The organism is Ciceribacter ferrooxidans (assembly GCF_004137355.1).
GTDB lineage: Bacteria > Pseudomonadota > Alphaproteobacteria > Rhizobiales > Rhizobiaceae > Allorhizobium > Allorhizobium ferrooxidans.
In genome coordinates this window covers 1-255 of sequence record NZ_SDVB01000104.1, presented here as the reverse complement: position 1 = coordinate 255, position 255 = coordinate 1, and the positions used below count along the sequence as shown (strand labels likewise).

Sequence of the window (255 nt, the reverse complement as noted above, 5' to 3'; positions counted from 1 at the left end):
TGATGACCGTGACACCTGTGGCGAAACGGCCCAGTGCGGACCGAAAGTACAAGGTGTCGAAATCATGGGGGATAACTGGCATGCGCGGTACCGGGTGATGGCCGGGCGTCAGGGCGCGAGGCGCTGCAGTGTCCAGTTGCCCTCATCGCGCCGGAAAGCGATGCGATCGTGCAGCCGCGAGGGGCGGCCTTGCCAGAACTCCATGTAGTCTGGAACAAGCCGGTAGCCGCCCCAGTGGTCGGGCCGGGTGGGGTG

1 protein-coding gene is annotated in these 255 nt (G+C 65.5%); it reads right to left on the bottom strand.

The window, feature by feature from the left end; all coding sequences use genetic code 11:
- Positions 1–108 precede the first annotated feature (108 nt).
- Positions 109–255 (bottom strand): pyridoxine 5'-phosphate oxidase C-terminal domain-containing protein (locus tag EUU22_RS03180; protein WP_280956458.1); only part of this gene is annotated, 147 nt, incomplete at its 5' end.